Genomic DNA, 16,112 nt, shown 5'->3' on the forward strand with positions numbered 1-16,112 from the left:
GAGTCGCGCCGTCGCGGCTGAGCGCCGGGAGCTTGGCCGGGGTAGGGGGCCTGTCGGGCCAGCCGTGGGGTCAGAGGTTGCCGCGGCGGTCCTGTTCTCGTTCGATCGCTTCGAAGAGGGCCTTGAAGTTGCCCTTGCCGAAGCCCATCGAGCCATGGCGTTCGATGATCTCGAAGAAGACCGTGGGCCGGTCCTGGACCGGCTTGGTGAAGATCTGGAGCAGGTAGCCGTCCTCGTCGCGGTCGGCGAGGATCTTCAGCTCGCGCAGGGTGTCCAGCGGGACGCGGGTGTCGCCGACCCACTCGCCGAGGGTGTCGTAGTAGCTGCCGGGGGTGTCCAGGAACTCGACGCCGGCCGCGCGCATGGTCCGTACCGTCTCGACGATGTCGTTCGTGTTGAGCGCGATGTGCTGGACGCCCGCCCCGCCGTAGAACTCCAGGTACTCGTCGATCTGGGACTTCTTCTTGGCGACCGCGGGCTCGTTGATCGGGAACTTGACCTTGAGGGTGCCGTCGGCGACCACCTTCGACATCAGCGCGCTGTATTCGGTGGCGATGTCGTCGCCCACGAACTCCTTCATGTTCGTGAAGCCCATGACCCGGTGGTAGAAGCCGACCCATTCGTTCATCCGGCCGAGTTCGACGTTGCCGACGCAGTGGTCGACGGCCTGGAAGGTGCGGCGGGCGGGGGGTTCGACGATCGGGGTCGCGACGACGTACCCCGGGAGGTACGGGCCGTCGTAACCGGTCCGCTCGACGAGGGTGTGGCGGGTCTCGCCGTACGTGGCGATCGCGGCGAGGACGACGCTGCCGTGCTCGTCCTTGAGTTCGTACGGCTCGGCCACCGACCGCGCGCCGTGCTCGACCGCGTAGGCGTACGCGGCACGGGCGTCCGGGACCTCGATGGCGAGGTCGACGACCCCGTCGCCGTGCTCGGCCACATGGCGGGACAGGAAGTGGCCCCACTCGGTGTCCGGCCGCACCACGGAGGTGAGGACGAACCGGGCCGAGCCGTTCTCCAGGACGTAGCTCGCGGTCTCGCGGCTGCCGTTCTCCGGTCCGGAGTACGCGACCAGCCGCATGCCGAAGGCGGTGGAGTAGTAGTGCGCCGCCTGCTTGGCGTTGCCCACGGCGAAGACGACCGCGTCCATTCCCCTGACCGGGAAGGGGTCGGCCTGCCGGGCGGTCGCAACGGGAGTGTGGTGTGTGGTCTGCGTCATGTCCGAAGGGTGAACCCGGCAGGCAAGGTGCGCAACAGATGGCATTTCTGCTGGACAATATGCTCAGCAATAAGGCCACAACGGCGGACTTTCTGTACAGGGTGACCATCTACGGAGGCGGACATGGCGATCGATCATCTGGACGGGCGGATCCTGGTGCTGCTGGCACGGGAGCCGCGCATCGGGGTTCTGGAGATGTCACGCCGGCTGGGGGTGGCCCGGGGGACCGTGCAGGCACGCCTGGACCGGCTTCAGTCGAACGGCGTGATCCAGGGGTTCGGTCCCCAGGTGGACCCGGCGGCCCTCGGCTACCCGGTCACCGCGTTCGCCACCCTCCAGATCCGGCAGGGCCAGGGACCGGACGTGCGAGCGCACCTGGCGACCGTGCCGGAGGTGCTGGAGCTGCACACCACCACCGGCACCGGCGACATGCAGTGCCGTCTGGTGGCCCGCTCCAACGCCGATCTCCAGCGGGTGATCGACCGGGTCGTCGGGTTCGAGGGCATCGTCCGGGCCTCCACGGCGATCGTCATGGAGAACCCGGTTCCGCTGCGGATCATCCCGCTGGTGGAGCAGGCCGCGGCGGACAGCGAGGGGACCTGACCGGGCACGGGAGTTCCAAAGAAGTCGATGCAAAAGAGGTGTTGCAAAGGAGCCTTTGCATAGCTATCTTTGTACGCATGACGGAGCACGAGAAACGCCCACCGCGCCGGCTGGACGCCCGCTCCCTGCGCGGGCTCGCGCATCCCCTGCGGATGCAGCTGCTGGACGCCCTGCGGCAGCACGGTCCGGCCACCGCGTCCCAACTGGCCGAGCGGCTGGGCGAGTCCAGCGGAGCGACCAGCTACCACCTGCGCCAGCTCGCCGAACACGGCTTCGTCGAGGACGCCCCGGAGCGCGGCAAGGGCCGGGAGCGGTGGTGGCAGGCGGTGGACCAGGGCATCGCCTACGACAGCGCGGACTTCGAGGACGCGAGTCCGGAGATACGGGGACTGACGGAGGTGTTCCTGCAGGAGGCCGCCGCACGTCACACCCGCGAGCTGGCCGCCTGGCTCGGCACCCGCGACCAGTGGTCCCCGGCCTGGACCCGCTCCTCCGACATGAGCGACATGGGCCTGCGGCTCACCCCCGACCTCGCCCTCGAACTGATCGAGAAGATGCACGCCCTGATCGACGGCTACCGCGACCTGGTCCCCGACAAGGACACCCCGGAGTCGGAACAAGTACGCATCCACACGCACCTCTTCCCCTTCAAGACGGACTGAGAGGCACACCATGCAGACGCAGGCCCAGCTCGCCCAGTACCGCATGACGGACATGCACGCCCAGGCGGAGAACTACCGGCTGGCGAAGGCGGCCAAGCCGGAGAAAGAACTGCGCCGGCGGATCGGCTGGACGCTGGTGGAGGTAGGCCTCCGCCTGGCAGCTCCGACCCCGGCAATCGCCCCGTAAGGCTCAACGCCCCGTAATCTCAGCGCCCCGCGCGGCTCAGCGCCCCGTAAGGGGCGCGGGGAACTGCGCGAGCAACCCCCACCCACCCGCACCCGAAACTCAACAGCTGGGGACCTTCTCCCCCTTCTCCAACGCCACCAGATCAGACACGGCCCCCTTCAGCGTCGTCACCGGCACCAGCCGCAACCCCTTCGGCAACTCCCCCTTCGCATCGCCGCACTCGTCCTTCGGCACAAGAAAGACGGTCGCCCCGTCCCGCCGCGCGGCCTGCGTCTTCAGCCCGACCCCGCCCACGGCCCCCACCGTGCCGTCCGCACTGATGGTCCCGGTACCGGCGATGTTCTTCCCCCCGGTGAGGTCTCCCCCGCTGCCGTTGCCGTCCAGCTTGTCGATGACGCCGAGCGAGAACAGCAACCCGGCGCTCGGCCCGCCCACATCCGCCAGCTTCAGGGTCACCTTGACCTTGCTCGCACTCAGGTCCAGGTACTTCAGCGCGGCCTGGGCCGCCGCGTCCTGCGACTGCTCCATCTGCTCGGTGTTGTGCTGCTCGATCTCCTTGACGTTGTTGCCGCTCGGGTAGACCGAGTCGCGCGGCATGACGGCCCGGTCCGTCCGGAACCAGCTGCCGATCACGTCGCCGAGCGACACCCGGGCGTCCGGCCCGGTCGCCTCGATCGTCGTCATCCGCAGCTGCCCGCTCGTCGTGCGCAGGGGCGCCCCGGAAATGGTGATCACCGGGGTGCCCCTGTTGTCGCCGAGCACGTTCGCCGTCATCCCGGGCTGGGCCACCGAGAACGGCAGCGGCGCGAAGACGGCCGTACCGATCAGAGCCACGACGGGAACCGCACAGACGGCGATGGCCTGGAGACGCGTGAGACGTGAGAGCACGGAGTCAATCTAACGCGGCGACCTGTTCAGGCCATCGCCCCGACCCCGCCGAGCACGGCAGCTCCGCTCAGCGCAACGCCTCCGCGACCTCCCGGGCCGCGTCCATGACCCGGGCCCCGACCCGTTCCGGTACGGCGTCGGCCAGCATCACGACTCCGACGCTGCCCTCGACACCGGTGACCCCGAGCAGCGGTGCCGCGGCCCCGCTCGCCCCGGCCTCCAGTTCGCCGTGGGTCAGCGTGTAGCCGGGGTCGTCCCGCGGCTTGTGCCGTGCGGCCAGGATCGCCTTGCCGGCGGCCCCGCGGTCCAGCGGGTGCCGGAACCCGGCCCGGTAGGCCACGTGATAGTCGGTCCAGGTCGGCTCGACGACCGCGACGGCGAGCGCCTCGGTCCCGTCGACCAGCGTCAGATGCGCTGTCGCCCCTATGTCCTCGGCGAGCGAACGCAGCGCAGGCAGGGCGGCTTCCCGTACCAGGGGATGCACCTGCCTGCCGAGGCGCAGCACGCCCAGCCCGACCCGGGCTCGCCCGCCCAGGTCACGCCGTACCAGCGCATGCTGCTCAAGCGTGGCGAGCAACCGGTACACCACGGTCCGGTTCACGCCCAGTTTGGTGGAAAGCTCGGTGACGGTCAGCCCGTGGTCCGTGTCGGCCAGCAGTTTGAGGACCCTGAGGCCCCGGTCGAGCGTCTGAGAGGTCTCCGCGGTCACGACGCCCACTCCTTAGGTGGTGAGGTCGGCAACCTCCGACGCGGCGGATGCGTCGCCGAGTCCCGTCAGCGACGCGCTTCAGAGGCCGCCGATCGGCAGGACGGCCCGGCGGCTCCGGGCCCAGTCGCTTCACGGCTGCGCTCCGCGGCGGCGCTGCCACGGGGCGTGTGCGTAGCCGGACAGTAGCGAAGGGGGTTCGCTGAGCGGAAGCCTCCGTCCAGAATCCGGTCACGGGGCGGTATGGACTACCGCGGATTGCACCGGTATGTACACAGCGATGCACGCAACGCCCTCGCAACAGCGCCCCGAAAGGGGCGCGGGGCTGTATCCATATGCGGCTCCGCCGCGTGGGCGCGAGCAACCCCCACTCAGCCGCACCCGACCGACTACCGCATCCGGGTGGCCCACTCCTGCACCTTGGCGATCCGCTGCCGCAACTGCCCCGCCGTCGCCTCCGCACTCGGCGGCCCCCCGCACACCCGCCGCAGCTCAGTATGAATCACGCCATGCGGCTTCCCGCTCTGATGCACATACGCGCTGACCATCGTGTTCAGCTGCTTGCGCAGCTCCATCATCTCCTTGTGGGAGACGACCGGCCGCCGTTCCGCGGGCAGTTCCAGCAGGTCGGCCTCGTCGTCCGGCTTCTTGCGGCTGTGCGCGATCTGCCGGGCCTGCCGCTTCTGCAACAGCAGCTGCACCTGGTCGGGTTCGAGGAGCCCCGGGATGCCCAGGTAGTCCTGCTCCTCCTCGCTCCCCGGGTGGGCCTGCATGCCGAACTCGGCGCCGTCGTAGAGCACCCGGTCGAAGACGGCCTCGGACTCCAGCGCCTCGAAGGCGAACTGCTCCTGCTCGCCGGTGTCCTCGTCCTGCTCCTTGTTCGCCTCCTCCATCTCCTTCTCGGACTCGGCGTACGGGTCGTCCTCGCCGTCCTTCTTCGGCTTGTCGAGGGCGTGGTCGCGCTCGACCTCCATCTCGTTGGCGAAGGTCAGCAGATCGGGGACGGTCGGCAGGAACACGGACGCGGTCTCGCCGCGCCGCCGGGACCGTACGAACCGCCCGACGGCCTGGGCGAAGAAGAGGGGCGTCGAGATGGTCGTGGCGTACACCCCGACCGCGAGCCGCGGCACGTCGACACCCTCGGACACCATCCGGACCGCGACCATCCACCGGTCGTCGCTCGCGCTGAAGTCGTCGATCCGCTTGGACGCGCCGGTGTCGTCGGAGAGGACCAGGGTCGCCTTCGTCCCCGTGATCTCGCGGATGAGCTTGGCGTAGGCGCGGGCCGAGTCCTGGTCGGAGGCGATGACGAGGGCGCCCGCGTCGGGGATGCCCTTGCGCACCTCGGTCAGCCGCTGGTCGGCCGCGCGCAGCACCGCCGGCATCCACTCACCGCGCGGATCGAGGGCCGTACGCCAGGCCTGGCTGACGGCGTCCTTGGTCATCGGCTCGCCGAGCCGGGCGGCGATCTCGTCACCGGCCTTGGTACGCCAGCGCATGTTGCCGCTGTAGCTCAGGAAGATGACGGGGCGCACGACGTGGTCGGCGAGCGCGTTGCCGTACCCGTACGTGTAGTCGGCGGCCGAGCGCCGGATCCCGTCCTGCCCCTCCTCGTACGTCACGAAGGGGATGGGGTTGGTGTCGGACCGGAACGGCGTACCGGTCAGGGCCAGCCGCCGGGTCGCCGGCTCGAAGGCCTCCAGGCAGGCCTCGCCCCAGGACTTGGAGTCGCCGGCGTGGTGGATCTCGTCGAGGATGACGAGGGTCTTGCGCTGCTCGGACCGGTTGCGGTGCAGCATCGGCCGCACGCCGACACCGGCGTACGTCACGGCGACCCCGTCGTACTCCCGGCTGAGCGGTCCGGCGCTGTACTCGGGGTCGAGCTTGATCCCTATCCGGGCCGCGGCCTCCGCCCACTGCTTCTTCAGGTGCTCGGTGGGGGCGACGACGGTGACCTGCTGCACGACATGGTGGTGCAGCAGCCAGGAGGCGAGCGTCAGCGCGAACGTCGTCTTCCCGGCGCCGGGCGTGGCCACGGCGAGGAAGTCGCGCGGCTGCTCCTGGACGTACTTCTCCATGGCCCCCTGCTGCCAGGCACGCAGCTTGCTGGCGGTACCCCAGGGCGCCCGGCCCGGGAAGGCCGGCGAAAGGTGGTGGGAGGACGAGGAAGCAGAAGCAGACATAGGTGTGGGCCCGGAGGGCCCTCCGTTGAGGGTGGTGGCGGGCGACGGGCGGGCGGTAGTCACGGTCTCCGTAGAAAAAGGGTCGGGCGGCAGTACGAGGGATCGGACGGCTACGTATGACAACCGGGCCACCCTACCGGCGCCCCGTGACTGTCAACGCGCGGACAAGGCCGGGTCACCACCGGGTGGGACCCACGTCACAGATCACGAAGCCGGGTCGCCACCCAGGCCCCGGCGAGGGCCACGCCCGCCATCGGCAGGAACACGGCGGTGAAGGCCGCCGGATGGGAACCGGAGCCGGCCGCACCCGTCATGCTGCCGCCGCCGAGGGACGCGAAGGCCGCACCGGTCGCGGCGAGCAGGACGACGTTCGAGAGGGCGTCGGAGATCTGGAGGGCGGCGGAGTTGGCGCCGGCCTCGGCCGGGGCGGAGAGCCGGAGCATCAGCACGCTGGCCGAGGCGATCACCAGGCCCATCCCGAAGCAGCCGAAGGCCCAGGCGACGGCGACGATCCACACCGGCACGCCGGGCACGAGCACCGCGGGCACGGTGGCGACCGCCGCGGCGACCAGTACCATCCCGAGCGTCATCAGCCGCTCCCGGTACGGCTCCATGCGCGGCCGCGCCTGCACCCACGAGCCGACCGCCCAGGTCACCCCGCCCGCGGCCAGCGAGAATCCGGCGAGGGTGGGGGACAGCCCCCGCTGGGTCACGAGCATCAACGGCACGAAGGACTCGGCGGAGATGAAGGCGCCGGCCGCGACGCCGCGCAACAGGACGACGGAGGGCAGGCCCCGTGCCGCCCGGTACGTGCCGCGGGGCAGCAGCCCGAGCACGGCCGGCACCAGCAGCGCACCACCGAGCAGCCCCGGTATCACCGACACCCAGCGCAGGTCCTGGGCCGCGTACTGCAGCAGGCCCGCGCCGAGCGAGATGCCGAGGGCGAGCCGGATCCGCCGCCGGTCGAAGGCTCCGTGCCCGCCTTCCGTCACGGGTCCGCCGGCCCGGCGGCGTATCTGCGGCAGGGCGAGCGCCACCGGGAACACCACGAGCACCGGAATCCCGAGGAACACCCACCGCCATCCGAGCTGCTCGGTCACCGTCCCCGCGGCCAGCGGCCCGACGACGGACGGCACCACCCAGCCCGCGGCGAACGCGGCCATGATCGCGGGCCGCAACCGCTCCGGGTAGGCGCGCCCCACGACGACGTACAGGGCCACGATGACCAGCCCGCCGCCGAACCCCTGCACGGCCCGCCCCATGATGAACACCCACATGGCCTGCGCGGTCCCGGCCACCACCAGCCCGGCGGCGAAGGCCCCGATCCCCGTCGTCAGCGCCCCGAGCGGCCCCTTGCGGTCCGACCACTGCCCGGCGAGCACCATCCCGAAGAGGCTGGTCGTGAAGTACCCGGAGAAGGCGAACGCGTACAGCGACACCCCGTCCAGTTCCCGCGCCGCCACGGGCATCGCCGTCCCGACCGCCGTCGCCTCGAACGCGATCAGCAACACCACGGATACGATGCCGACGCTCAGTGCCCGGTACGACCGCCCCAGCACACCGCTCTCATCGGCTCTGTCGGCGGTCTCGTCTGCGACGACGGCGTCGCTCGGCTCAAGGGCGGTCATGCCCACCACGGTAAGGCCCAACCCTCACCCTGACCCCTGTCGCAAGCCCCACCCCACCTCCGACCTTGGTCGTACACCCCCCGTTCATGAACGCCGTATGGCAGTCCCATTGCATCCCCGCCGGTCCCCTTGAGCCCCTCCCCCACACCCCCGTACCTTCGAACCACCGACACGGCCGTGTGCCCGAGTGGTTTAGGGACTCGCCTGCAAAGCGAGTTACGCGGGTTCGATTCCCGCCATGGCCTCTGACTGCCTGACCAGGCAGAACGAAAGGGCGGCACCCCCTCGGGGGTGCCGCCCTTCTGGTCGTCCGTCTCAGTTCCCGTCTCAGTTGTGCGACACAGGCAGACTGTCACCGCATCGCGAGCACCTGCTGACGGTGGTGGTGCCACCAGTAGAGCGCGGACCTCGACGAGCAGCGCGTTCTCGCCGCACGAAAACGCAGCCCGCAGACGGTCTCGGCCGCTCCCGGCCAATCCTCCCCACCTCCGGCCGAATCCCCCGCACCGGCGCCGCCGAACCCGGGACGAAGGCGCTGACGCGACGACCGCCCTGACATCACGTCTGCTCCGGACATCGGCCGACCAGCCCGAGCCACCCCGCCCAACCCCCGAAGACTGCGAATACACCAGCGCTGACCGGCCCCACCCATGCCGTGGCCCTGCGCACCACGGCCACCGCCTTCGCCGCCCACCGCGGCAAAGCCCGGTGAAGAGCACGTGTCCGAAGGCGCCGCATTCCCCACCAAATCGCGATCAGCACCGTTGTCGACTGGGCATACGGGCAGGATCGCGCACTATGCGGTCGCAACGCCCAGGAAGCGCAGCACCGCCAGGACGCGGCGGTGGTCGGCGTCGGCCTTGGGCAGGTCGAGCTTGGTGAAGATGCTGTTGATGTGCTTGGCGACCGCGCTCTCGCTCACCACCAGCTCGGCGGCGATGCCGGAGTTGGACCGGCCGCCCGCCATCAGCTCCAGCACCTCCCGCTCGCGCGGTGTCAGCCGGTCGAGCGGATCGCTGTGCCGGCGCACCAGCAGCTGCGCGACGACCTGCGGGTCGAGCGCGGTGCCGCCGGCCGCCACCCGGCGTACCGCCTCGGCGAACTCCTCGACGTCGGCGACCCGTTGCTTGAGCAGATAGCCGACGCCCGAGGTGTTGGCGGCGAGCAGATCGGCGGCGTACCGCTCCTCCACGTACTGCGACAGCAGGAGCACGGCGGTACGCGGGTACTGGCGGCGGATCACCAGCGCGGCGCGCACTCCCTCGTCGGTGAAGCCGGGCGGCATGCGCACGTCGACCACGGCGATGTCGGGCCGGTGCTCCTCGACGGCCGCCAGCAGCCCTTCCGCGTCGGCGACTTGCGCGCACATCTCGAAGCCGGCCGCCTCCAGCACCTTGACCACGCCGATGCGCAGCAAGAGGGAATCCTCGGCGATCACGGCGCGCACGGCAGCTCCACGGTGATGACGGTCGGGCCCCCGGCGGGGCTGCGGCAGGAGAACGTGCCGTCGACGGACGCGACGCGCTTGGCGAGCCCGGCGAGCCCGGTGCCGCCGGCCGCCGCGAGCTCCGCGCCGCCCGCGCCGTCGTCCGCGACGACCACCAGCAGTGTCTCCCCGATCCGCTCCACGGTCACGTCCGCCCGGGTCGCCTGGGCGTGTTTGACCGCGTTCGTCAGGGCTTCGGAGACCACGAAGTACGCGACGGCCTCGACCGTGGGTGAGGGGCGCTGTGGCAGGTCCACCGCCACGCGTACCGGGATCGGGAGGCGGGCGGCGACCCCGGACAGCGCGGCGTCGAGGCCGCGGTCCTCAAGGACGGCCGGATGCAGGCCGCGCACCAGGTTGTTCAGCTCGGCGATCGCCTCCTTCGCCTCGCGGTGCGCCTCGTCGATCACCTTGCGGGCGTCCTCCGGCAGGTCGCCGAGGGTGGACCTGGCCAGGCCCAGGTTGACGGCGAGTGAGACGAGGCGCTGCTGTGCGCCGTCGTGCAGGTCGCGCTCGATCCGTCGCCGCTCGGCGTCGGCGGCGTCGAGCACGCCGGCCCGGCTCTCGGCGAGGTCGGCGACCCGGCGGGCCAGCTTCTCCGTGCGGCTGGGGCCGAGCAGGACCTCGGCCGCCCGGGTCTCCAGCCGCACCAGAGCGCCGGTCAGCCGGGGCCCGAGGAACAGCAGGGCGAGGCCGCCGGCGGTGATGTACGCGGCCTGCGTGGTGTACCCGACGTCGGTGACCCGCCACTGCGGGGGCAGCGCCCAGATCCACACGTAGAGGGAGGCGGCCACGAGAGCGACGGCCCAGACGGCGAGGACGGCGAGGTCCAGGACGGCGAGCAGCGGACCCGCCACGGCGTGGTAGCAGACCTGCCGCCACCAGGCCCGCGTGGTCAGCCGGCGCACCGCCGACTTCCAGTTGCGTCCCGGCCCGGGTACGGCGGGGCGCGGGAGGTCCTTGCCGACGAGCGCCCGGTAGCGCCGCCGCTGCCCGACGGTCAGCAGGGGTGTCACCACGAGCGTGAGCAGCACCGGCAGCGCCACGAGCGGGAGCAGCACGGGCAGCGGAGTCGCGGCCGGCACCAACGCCGCCAGCGTGCCGACCAGCCAGAGCCACAGTGGCACCACGGCGAGGTGGAGCGGCAGGCCGGCGGCGACGAGCGCGGTCCGGTGTCCCGCCCTGCGGAACGGCCGGCCCAGCACCAGCTGCAGCCACGTGGTGAGTTGCATGCGTCAAACGGTAAAGCCGCAGGCCATCCCGGTGCCATGACGCTCCCGCCCGGTTCGGGGGTGCACTTTTCTCCACCCCGGTTCGGAACCCTGCGTGACTGACGGCGCCCTGGTGTGCGGCGGAGGGTGGACCACGTGAAGGAGAGAGCCGGCGGGGAGCGGGGGAAGACGATGCGTCAACTGGGCTTGTGCGATGAGGAAGTGGCCGGTGCCGAGGGCTCCGACCGCGCCGAGGTCATCCCGCTCCACGAAGAGGCGGAGGAACCGCGCCCGGCGCGGGGCATGCGGCGGGCCGGGTGGCTGCTGGTCGCCTGCGGGCTCGCCCTGCTGCCGTGGCTGTACGTGCTGGCCACCGGCCTGCCGGCCACTGCGACCGCGGCGCACTGGCCGGTCGCCTGGGTCGGGCTCGACGCGCTGGAGGCGCTCGGCCTGATCGCCACCGGCCTCCTCGCCGCCCGCGGCGACCGGCGGCACGCCCTGGCAGCCGCCGCGACCGCGACGCTGCTTGCGGTGGACGCCTGGTTCGACACCACGACCGCGGCCCCGGGCGGCGACTTCGCCACCGCGGTCGCCATGGCGCTCGGCGCCGAGCTGCCGCTCGCCACGCTGTGCGGCCGGCTGGCGCTGCGGGCGCTGAGCCGGCCCGCGTGACGCCGACCGCCCGACTACGTACCACGGACCGAATCGATCCACCGGAGAACACCATGCACCGCATCACCACCGCCCCCGTCGCCCCGATCCCGGCCCGGACCCGCTGGGCGGTCGCCGCCGGCGCGGGCGCCGCGTTGGCCGCCGCCTGGTGGCTGGGCGACGCGGCACCCTATCCGTACGCCCAACGCGGCCTGCTCGACGTGCCGTTGCCGTTCCTGACCGCCGACCGGATGGACGCCGTACTGCGGCCGCGGCCGGGGGAGCGGATCCTGGAGATCGGCCCGGGGACCGGACTGCAGTCGCTGCACGTCGCCCCGCAGCTCGGGCCGGAGGGACGGCTCGATGTGCTCGACATCCAGCAGGAGATGCTCGACCACGTGATGTGCCGCGCAGAGCGCGACGGCCTGGCGACGATCACGCCCACCCGCTCGGACGCACGTGAACTGCCCTACGCCGACGGGGCATTCGACGCCATATACGCCGTGACCGCGCTCGGCGAGATCCCCGAGCCGGATCGGGTACTGCGCGAGGCGGCACGGGTGCTGGCACCAGTCGGGCGACTGGTGATCGGCGAGTTCTTCGACCGGCACTGGATCCCCTTCGGCCGGCTGCACCGGCTCGCCGACGCCGCCGGCCTCCACCTGACCGAGCGCCGCGGCCCAAGCCCGGCATACCTCGCCCGCTTCCGACCCTGCGGAGCCCACGCGCCCGTTCGCCAGGGCGAGCACCTCGCCGACGGCGACCGGGAAAGCGACGACGGGAAAGCGTGAGCACCACACGCAGAGACCGCGATCACCGAGCTGAACAACCTGGTGCGCGGTAGGCCTCTCCAAGAGGCGAGCGGGCTCCGCCCCAACCGCGGCCAGCCACGAAAACCGCGGCGCCCCCACGGGGTGGGGCCCGTCCGACAGGGTCGCCGTGATGGTCACGCCCCGGTCGATACCGATGACCTCGCCCGTGCCAGGCGCGGGTGCCGGCTCGGGGACGACCGCGAATGCCGCGTGCCACTGACCGTTGCGGTACGTCACCCGGAACGTCTTCGCAGTGGGAAGCCGTGCGCCCTTGCCCTTCACGCTGAGGCGGAAGCGGACCCAGCCGCAGCCTGGGACCTTGACCTGCGCCCAGCGCCGGTTGAGCTTCCGCACGACCACGGAACGTCCCATGACCTGCGTACCGGTCTTCTGGTTCAGCTTCGGGCTGCCGTCCGGTTCGTACTCGGGTACGCGGTCGGTGCCGATGACCCGGAAGCCCTCGTGCATGTGCTTCCTGCGCCAGGTCGGCTCGCCGAAGCCGGAGGTGAAGCGAGCGTTCTTGGCGTTGGTGAAGTCCTTCAGGGCCCGCTGCTGTACGTCCGCGTTCCCAGCGGCCGGCCAGTCATTGCCCCGTCGGGCCTCGGTGAGCTGACGGCACTGCTCCGCAAAGCCAGGCGCCGACTTGCGGCCCGGCTTCCAGTGCGCGTGCTGCTCGACAGCCGGATTCCAGACGTACCGGGCGTGCGCGCAGTGCAGGAGTATCTGCTCCGCCTGCACGGACGTCGGGAATGTCCGGAAACGTGACATGCCGCGAAACCAGCCACCACATTCCCCGCCCACGCAGACAATCGATCAAACTCAGCCGAGTGAGTGACCGGACAGCCCGGCTCCGAACGGCAACCGATTCCCGCGACGGCCTCCGACTGCCTGACCAGGCAGAACGAAGGGGCGGCACCCACGCGCGTCAGCTTGAGATGTGGGCTTCGATGCCGTCGAGGAGGAACTCTAGGCCGGTCCGGAACGTGTCGTCGGCGCTCAGGTGGGGCCCGTCGCGGACGACCGTGGCCAGCGCGGGGAACTGTCCGGTCGCGAAGGTCCGCGCCAGATACGGCCCGTACGCGGCCTGGAACTGCTCGATGTCCATCCCGCTGGCCCGCTCGGCGCGTCGCTCGGCGACCTCCCGGCGCACCGCGCCGACCACATACGCGTTGACCGCGGCGACCGCCGGCACGACCGTGTCCAGTCCGACGCCGTCCATGGCGGCCAGCACGGCGTCACCGGCGGCCAACGTGTTCGGCCCGAGCTGGGGTCGCCCGCCGATCAGGTCGGCGAGCCATTCGTGCCGCCGGGCGGCCAGTCGGGTGGCCTCGGCGAGGGAGCGCAGTACCTGGCGCCAGTCGTCTCCGGTCGGCCGGATCTCGGCGTAGACCGCGTTGACCATCAGGTCGAGCAGCTCCTCCTTGGTGTCGATGTATCCGTACAGCCGCATCGGCCCCACGTCCAGGGCAGCGGCGACCTTGCGCAGCGACACCGCGACCAGGCCGTCCGCGTCGGCCAGCCGGATCGCCGCCCGAACGATCCGCTCCCGGCTCAACGGGGCCGGCACCGGCCGGTCCGACGGCTCCGGCCTCTCCCACACCACCATGCGCCCGACAATACCTTGGCTGATACAGTGCCTTCGCTCGATACAGTGTATCGAGCGATACGGTGAATCGGAGGCAGTCATGGAGATCGCCATCGTCGGAGCAGGCCTGGGCGGCCTGGCCCTGGCCCGCGTTCTGCGCGTGAACGGCATCGACGCCGTCGTGTACGAACGCGAACCGTCGCGCGATGCGCGCGGCCAGGGCGGCATGCTCGACATCCACTCCGGCCAGCGTGCGCTTCGCGAGGCCGGTCTGATCGAGCAGTTCTTCGCGATCGCCCGTGGTGAAGGCCAGGACATGCGTCTTCTCACGCCGGACGGCACGCTGCTGCTCCAGGAGGACACGCCCGACGACACACCGCTCGACCGACCCGAGGTCGACCGCGCCGATCTGCGCAACCTGCTGCTGGATTCGCTCCCCGAAGGCGCGGTGCACTGGGGGCGCGCGTTCGAATCCGCCGACAGCGGCCGGCTGCACTTCGCGGACGGCAGCAGTGCCACGTATGACCTGCTGGTCGGTGCGGACGGTGCGTACTCCAGGGTCCGCGCGCTGCTCACCGACGCCCGCCCGGCACCCATCGGCCAGAACGTCGTGGAGGTCGGCATTCCCGACATCGACCGCACGCACCCCGACCTCGCGGCGATGGTCGGGCGCGGCAACTACTGGGTGCTCGGCAACGGAATATCGCTGGCGGCGCAGCGCAACGGCGACGGCCGCGTTCGCATAGGCGTGAGCTTCTACAACACCGCCGAGGACTGGTTCACCACCAGCGGGATCCCGTTCGACGACCCGGCCGCCGCCCGGGCGCGGCTGATCGACCTGCTTCCCGGCTGGGACCCGCGCATCACCGCGCTGATCGCGGCCTGCGACGACACGGTCGTGCGGCGGTCGATCACCACGCTCCCCGTCGGCTTGACCTGGCCGTCGACACCCGGCGTCACGCTGGTCGGCGATGCCGCGCACCTGATGCCGCCGGTCGGGCAGGGTGCCAACATGGCGCTGCTCGACGGCGCCCTGCTCGGTCTCGCGCTGGCCGCGCACCCCGGCGACCTTCCCGCCGCCGTCAAGGAATACGAACGCGAGATGTTCGAACGCACCAGCGCCACGGCACGGATGTCCGCGGCCATGAAGGAATTGCTGATGTCGCCGGACGCCGCCCAGAAAATGCTCGCATTCTTCCAACCCGGGTGACCCGCTGAACGGGCCGAACGAGTTCGTGATGACCGGCGACCTCGCCGCGTTCCTGGCGCGCTGGGACGGCCGCCGCCGGACGCGCTGACCGCCCGTGTCCCCCGTGCGAGCTACGGGCAGGTGTCCACCGAGTGGTGACGATTGCGGGGCGGCCGATCCGTAGCGTTCGGGCCAGTCGCAGCGCCTGGGCTGCGGATCCTGTGAGGGAGTCATCATGAGGCTGGTCTGGCAGCTCCTGGCGGTCGCGGCGGTCGCCTTCGTCGGGGGGCAGGGTATCGCCGCGGTGCAGGGGAACTGGTTCCTGACCCTGGTCCTCGGCCTGCTGACGGCCGTGGTCGCGGTGTTCGTCTACGGGTGGGTGGTGCGGCGGACCGAGCGCCGGCCCAGCAGTGAGGTGGGGCCGGAGGGGGCCCGGGCGGCGTTCTGGCGGGGGGTGGCCATAGGTGTGGTGACGTTCGCGTGCGTCATCGGGAACATCGCCTCCCTCGGGGACTACTCGGTCCACGGAGTGGGGTCCGTGACGAGTGCGGTGGGGGTGGTCGGGTACATGGCCGCCGCCGCTGTCACCGAGGAACTGCTGTTCCGGGGCGTGCTGTTCCGGATCGTCGAGGAGCGCACCGGGACCTGGATCGCGCTGGTGTCGACCGGGGCGCTGTTCGGGATGATGCATCTGCTCAACAAGGACGCGACCGTGTGGGGCGCCCTCGCCATCGCGATCGAGGCCGGCGGCATGCTCGGCGCCGCGTACGCCGCCACCCGCACCCTCTGGCTGCCGATCGGCCTGCACTTCGGCTGGAACTTCGCCGAGTCCGGCATCTTCGGTACCGAAGTCTCCGGCAACGGAGCGCAGAAGGGGCTGCTGGACGCCTCCACCTCGGGGGCGCGGCTGGTCACCGGCGGGCAGTTCGGGCCGGAGGCGAGCGTGTACTCGGTGCTGCTCGGGGTGCTGGTGACGGTCGCGTTCCTGTGGCTGGCCAGGCGGCGCGGGCACCTGGTGCCGCGCCGGCGCCGGGACGGACCCGCCGGCGCCGAGGGGTCACTTCCCCCGTGGTGGGTCCTCTGCTGGTGGGGGGGAGGTGGC

15 protein-coding genes and 1 tRNA gene are annotated in these 16,112 nt (G+C 71.3%); 8 read left to right on the plus strand and 8 right to left on the minus strand.

Annotated features, from left to right (window positions below; genetic code table 11):
- Positions 1-70: 70 nt before the first annotated feature.
- Positions 71-1,219 (minus strand): 4-hydroxyphenylpyruvate dioxygenase, encoded by a 1,149-nt coding sequence (gene hppD / locus ACWGKQ_RS45245; protein WP_453297913.1) that lies wholly within the window; start codon positions 1,217-1,219, stop codon positions 71-73.
- Positions 1,220-1,342: 123 nt separating this feature from the next.
- Between hppD and ACWGKQ_RS45250 the strand changes: the two genes are divergently transcribed.
- The 3 genes from ACWGKQ_RS45250 (at position 1,343) to ACWGKQ_RS45260 (ending at position 2,671) form a co-directional block, all read left to right on the plus strand.
- On the plus strand, positions 1,343-1,822 hold the full coding sequence (locus tag ACWGKQ_RS45250) for an Lrp/AsnC family transcriptional regulator (RefSeq protein WP_453297914.1): 480 nt from the start codon (positions 1,343-1,345) through the stop codon (positions 1,820-1,822).
- Between the two features lie 77 nt (positions 1,823-1,899).
- Positions 1,900-2,484, plus strand: a complete 585-nt coding sequence (locus tag ACWGKQ_RS45255) for an ArsR/SmtB family transcription factor (RefSeq protein WP_453297915.1) — start codon at positions 1,900-1,902, stop codon at positions 2,482-2,484.
- A 10-nt stretch (positions 2,485-2,494) separates the two neighbouring features.
- Complete coding sequence (locus ACWGKQ_RS45260) at positions 2,495-2,671, plus strand: hypothetical protein (RefSeq protein ID WP_453297916.1); 177 nt, start codon at positions 2,495-2,497, stop codon at positions 2,669-2,671.
- Between the two features lie 99 nt (positions 2,672-2,770).
- Here ACWGKQ_RS45260 and ACWGKQ_RS45265 read toward each other — a convergent pair whose 3' ends face one another.
- From ACWGKQ_RS45265 to ACWGKQ_RS45280, 4 genes are all read right to left on the minus strand, one after another.
- Complete coding sequence (locus ACWGKQ_RS45265; RefSeq protein WP_453297917.1) at positions 2,771-3,559, minus strand: S16 family serine protease; 789 nt, start codon at positions 3,557-3,559, stop codon at positions 2,771-2,773.
- Between the two features lie 67 nt (positions 3,560-3,626).
- A complete protein-coding gene (locus ACWGKQ_RS45270; RefSeq protein WP_453297918.1) occupies positions 3,627-4,268 on the minus strand; it encodes an IclR family transcriptional regulator in 642 nt (213 codons plus the stop codon).
- A 386-nt stretch (positions 4,269-4,654) separates the two neighbouring features.
- Complete coding sequence (locus ACWGKQ_RS45275; protein WP_453297919.1) at positions 4,655-6,448, minus strand: DEAD/DEAH box helicase; 1,794 nt, start codon at positions 6,446-6,448, stop codon at positions 4,655-4,657.
- 197 nt (positions 6,449-6,645) lie between these two features.
- Entirely contained in the window at positions 6,646-8,076 is a 1,431-nt protein-coding gene (locus tag ACWGKQ_RS45280; protein ID WP_453297920.1) for an MFS transporter, read from the minus strand.
- 173 nt (positions 8,077-8,249) lie between these two features.
- Between ACWGKQ_RS45280 and ACWGKQ_RS45285 the strand changes: the two genes are divergently transcribed.
- Positions 8,250-8,321 (plus strand) — tRNA-Cys (locus ACWGKQ_RS45285).
- 551 nt (positions 8,322-8,872) lie between these two features.
- Here ACWGKQ_RS45285 and ACWGKQ_RS45290 read toward each other — a convergent pair.
- Together ACWGKQ_RS45290 and ACWGKQ_RS45295 are read right to left on the minus strand one after the other, a co-directional pair.
- The gene (locus ACWGKQ_RS45290; protein ID WP_089100675.1) at positions 8,873-9,523 is read right to left on the minus strand and encodes a response regulator transcription factor; all 651 of its coding nucleotides are present in this window, start codon (positions 9,521-9,523) and stop codon (positions 8,873-8,875) included.
- On the minus strand, positions 9,511-10,794 hold the full coding sequence (locus tag ACWGKQ_RS45295) for a sensor histidine kinase (protein WP_453297921.1): 1,284 nt from the start codon (positions 10,792-10,794) through the stop codon (positions 9,511-9,513). The genes ACWGKQ_RS45290 and ACWGKQ_RS45295 overlap by 13 nt, the downstream gene beginning before the upstream one ends.
- A 135-nt stretch (positions 10,795-10,929) precedes the next feature.
- On the opposite strand from ACWGKQ_RS45295, the gene ACWGKQ_RS45300 reads away from it, so the two are divergent.
- A complete protein-coding gene (locus ACWGKQ_RS45300) occupies positions 10,930-11,445 on the plus strand; it encodes a hypothetical protein (RefSeq protein WP_453297922.1) in 516 nt (171 codons plus the stop codon).
- 53 nt (positions 11,446-11,498) lie between these two features.
- Entirely contained in the window at positions 11,499-12,215 is a 717-nt protein-coding gene (locus ACWGKQ_RS45305) for a class I SAM-dependent methyltransferase (protein WP_453297923.1), read from the plus strand.
- Between the two features lie 946 nt (positions 12,216-13,161).
- Here ACWGKQ_RS45305 and ACWGKQ_RS45310 read toward each other — a convergent pair.
- On the minus strand, positions 13,162-13,842 hold the full coding sequence (locus tag ACWGKQ_RS45310) for a TetR/AcrR family transcriptional regulator (RefSeq protein WP_453297924.1): 681 nt from the start codon (positions 13,840-13,842) through the stop codon (positions 13,162-13,164).
- Between the two features lie 79 nt (positions 13,843-13,921).
- Here ACWGKQ_RS45310 and ACWGKQ_RS45315 point away from each other — a divergent pair, with 79 nt between their 5' ends.
- Together ACWGKQ_RS45315 and ACWGKQ_RS45320 are read left to right on the plus strand one after the other, a co-directional pair.
- The gene (locus ACWGKQ_RS45315) at positions 13,922-15,031 is read left to right on the plus strand and encodes an FAD-dependent oxidoreductase (protein WP_453297925.1); all 1,110 of its coding nucleotides are present in this window, start codon (positions 13,922-13,924) and stop codon (positions 15,029-15,031) included.
- Between the two features lie 214 nt (positions 15,032-15,245).
- A partial coding sequence (locus tag ACWGKQ_RS45320) for a CPBP family intramembrane glutamic endopeptidase (RefSeq protein WP_453297926.1) occupies positions 15,246-16,112 on the plus strand: 867 nt, incomplete at its 3' end.

It is taken from the genome of Streptomyces sp. NPDC054770 (genome assembly GCF_053611985.1).

Excerpts from the sequence above, each read along its gene's own strand:
- hppD (WP_453297913.1), bottom strand. The coding sequence starts at position 1,219 with ATGACGCAGACCACACACCACACTCCCGTTGCGACCGCCCGGCAGGCC.
- ACWGKQ_RS45250 (WP_453297914.1), top strand. The coding sequence starts at position 1,343 with ATGGCGATCGATCATCTGGACGGGCGGATCCTGGTGCTGCTGGCACGG.
- ACWGKQ_RS45255 (WP_453297915.1), top strand. The coding sequence starts at position 1,900 with ATGACGGAGCACGAGAAACGCCCACCGCGCCGGCTGGACGCCCGCTCC.
- ACWGKQ_RS45260 (WP_453297916.1), top strand. The coding sequence starts at position 2,495 with ATGCAGACGCAGGCCCAGCTCGCCCAGTACCGCATGACGGACATGCAC.
- ACWGKQ_RS45275 (WP_453297919.1), bottom strand. The coding sequence starts at position 6,448 with ATGTCTGCTTCTGCTTCCTCGTCCTCCCACCACCTTTCGCCGGCCTTC.
- ACWGKQ_RS45280 (WP_453297920.1), bottom strand. The coding sequence starts at position 8,076 with ATGACCGCCCTTGAGCCGAGCGACGCCGTCGTCGCAGACGAGACCGCC.
- ACWGKQ_RS45295 (WP_453297921.1), bottom strand. The coding sequence starts at position 10,794 with ATGCAACTCACCACGTGGCTGCAGCTGGTGCTGGGCCGGCCGTTCCGC.
- ACWGKQ_RS45305 (WP_453297923.1), top strand. The coding sequence starts at position 11,499 with ATGCACCGCATCACCACCGCCCCCGTCGCCCCGATCCCGGCCCGGACC.
- ACWGKQ_RS45310 (WP_453297924.1), bottom strand. The coding sequence starts at position 13,842 with ATGGTGGTGTGGGAGAGGCCGGAGCCGTCGGACCGGCCGGTGCCGGCC.
- ACWGKQ_RS45315 (WP_453297925.1), top strand. The coding sequence starts at position 13,922 with ATGGAGATCGCCATCGTCGGAGCAGGCCTGGGCGGCCTGGCCCTGGCC.